Source organism: bacterium, assembly GCA_024226335.1.
GTDB lineage: Bacteria > Myxococcota_A > UBA9160 > SZUA-336 > SZUA-336 > JAAELY01.
Window position 1 is genome coordinate 1 of record JAAELY010000262.1, and the last position, 2,306, is coordinate 2,306.

Here is a 2,306-nt window from a genome sequence, read left to right on the forward strand (position 1 = left end):
CGAATCCGTACGAAGACTGCCGGTACCAGGTAGAGGGCGATGATCGAGCACCCGCCGACACCGCCCGCGATTGCGGTCGCCATCGGTGGCCAGAATCGTCCACCGAAGAAGATGAGCGGCAGGAACCCCCCGATCGTCGTGAAAGTCGTCGCGAAGACGTGGACTGCCGCATCGATTACGACTTCGCTAGTTGCCTCAGTCTCTCCGGTTGCGGCCCTGGGGTCGGTGCGGAGAGCGTTCAGGACGACGATTGCATCATTGATCGCGAGCCCGACGAGCCCCATCGTTCCGACGATCGCGATAAAGCCCATCGGATAGCCGAATGCCCAGACTCCGAGTTGTGCGAGGCCGATGCTCAAGAACGCGACGCTGAAGATGATTCCGGCCATCCGGAACGATCCGAAGCTGAGCACGATTCCCCCGGCCATCAGGACGAACAGGGGGAGAGCGAATGCCGCAAGCTTGCCCATGGCTTCACTGCGCTGTTCATTCTCGCCGCCGAAGCCGATGGCATAGCCCGCCGGAAGTTCGATGTGGGCTTCTTCGAGGCGTTGCTCGAAGTCTGCCAGGGCCCCGGCGATCATCTTGTACGGCTCGAGAAAGCCCTGCACCGTATTGATCCGTTCGCCGTTGCGACGCGCGATACCGGCGAGTTCGGGGACCAGCTCGATCTTTGCGAGAGCCTGGATGGGCACGCCTCCTACCCGGGTGGAGTCGCTTGGTCGAGAGCGTGACGGAGCGAGCAGTCGACCGGCCGTGAGAGACGGCAGGTCTTGTCGGTCGCCGCGATCCACTCGCACCCTTACCGGTAGCTCCTCGTTCCCCTCGAGCACGCTGCCGCCCATGGTCCCCTCGAGGCGTGCGTCGAGCTGGCGTGCTATGCCGACGAGTTCGAGGTCGGCCAGGCGGGCCTCTGCCTCGTCCGTGGCCAGGATGAGCTTCGGCTCGCCCCCGGAGAGCTTGGCAGCGGTGTAGGTGACTCCGTCGGTCTCGATCAGCACTCGACGCACGTCCTCACCGAGTCGCCGCAAGATCTCCAGATCGGGGCCGGTGATGCGCACCTCGATCGGTGCCTCGAACGGGGGGCCTTGTTCGAAGGGCAGAGCGACGATTCGAGCGCGCGGGAAAGCCTGGGTGAGCTCGGTCTGCAACTTCGGGAGGAGGGCCTCGGTGGCGCTGGCTGAACGGGTCGTGACGAAAGCACCCGCAAAACTGGATTGCCCGTCGTTCGTGTCGAAGAGGTTGTAGTAGACCCGCGCGGTCGATTCTCCAATGAACCAGTGGCTCTCTATGACCTCCGCGTGGGCGTGGATGATCGAGCGGGCGCGCTCAGCCTCGGTTCGGGTGGTCGCGATGGACGTCTGAGCCGGGAGCACGACCTGCACCTGGAACTGGTCGCGATCGCTGGCTGGGAAGAACTGCTCCGGCAGCGTCTGCCCGACTGCGAAGCCGATGATCGGCAGGACGAGCGAGGCTGCGATCCCGAGTACCGGCCTGCGGAGGGCGAGATGGAGAGAACGGCGAAAGAGCCCGGTCAGGCGCGACGATGAGAATCCGTCGCGCCACCACGTACCGGAGTCGCCCGAACTCGCCGGGAAGTACCCGGCCAGTGCTGGAATTACGGTCATGGCGAGAGCGAACGAACTCGTGATCGCCAGCCCGACGCTGACCGCGATCGTGCCGACGAATTCCCCGGCGCCCCCCGGCATCAGGACGATCGGCAGAAATGCGAGCACGGTCGTCATAGTGGAAACCGCGAGAGGAATGCGGAGGTGGGCGATCGTCTCGCGCACGGCTGCGGCGGGTGTGGTGCCGCGGCGTATGCGCGCGTTCATTTCGTCGACGACAACGATCGAGTTGTCGATCAGCAAGCCCAGCGCGATGATCAGGCCAGAGATCGACATCTGATGTAGCGGCACGCCTAGCATCGACATCTCGGCGAGCACGAGTCCGACAGTCAGGGGGAGGGCGGTCGCGACGAGGATCGCGGAGCGCAAGCCCATCATGACCAGAAGGACTGCGACGACGATCGTGGACCCTGCAACAAGGTTCGTGACCAGGTTTCCGAGACGCGCACTGGTGTAGGAGTTCTGATCAAACAGGATGTCGAGCTTGATCCCGCTCGGCACCTCCGCGCGGAAGTCCTGAATGGTCCGGTGTGCGTTCTCCGCCCAGAGGTCCACCCGGTGGGCGTCTTGCATCGTCGCCGAGATCGCGATACCCCGTCGCCCGCCTAGCAGGGCGATCGATTCAGCCGGTTCGCGTACGGTCTTCTCGACACGCGCGACGTCTCCCACATTCAGCAA

1 protein-coding gene is annotated in these 2,306 nt (G+C 64.3%); it reads right to left on the minus strand.

Annotated features, from left to right (window positions below):
* A partial coding sequence (locus GY725_13490) for an efflux RND transporter permease subunit (protein MCP4005198.1) occupies positions 1 to 2,306 on the minus strand: 2,306 nt, incomplete at both ends.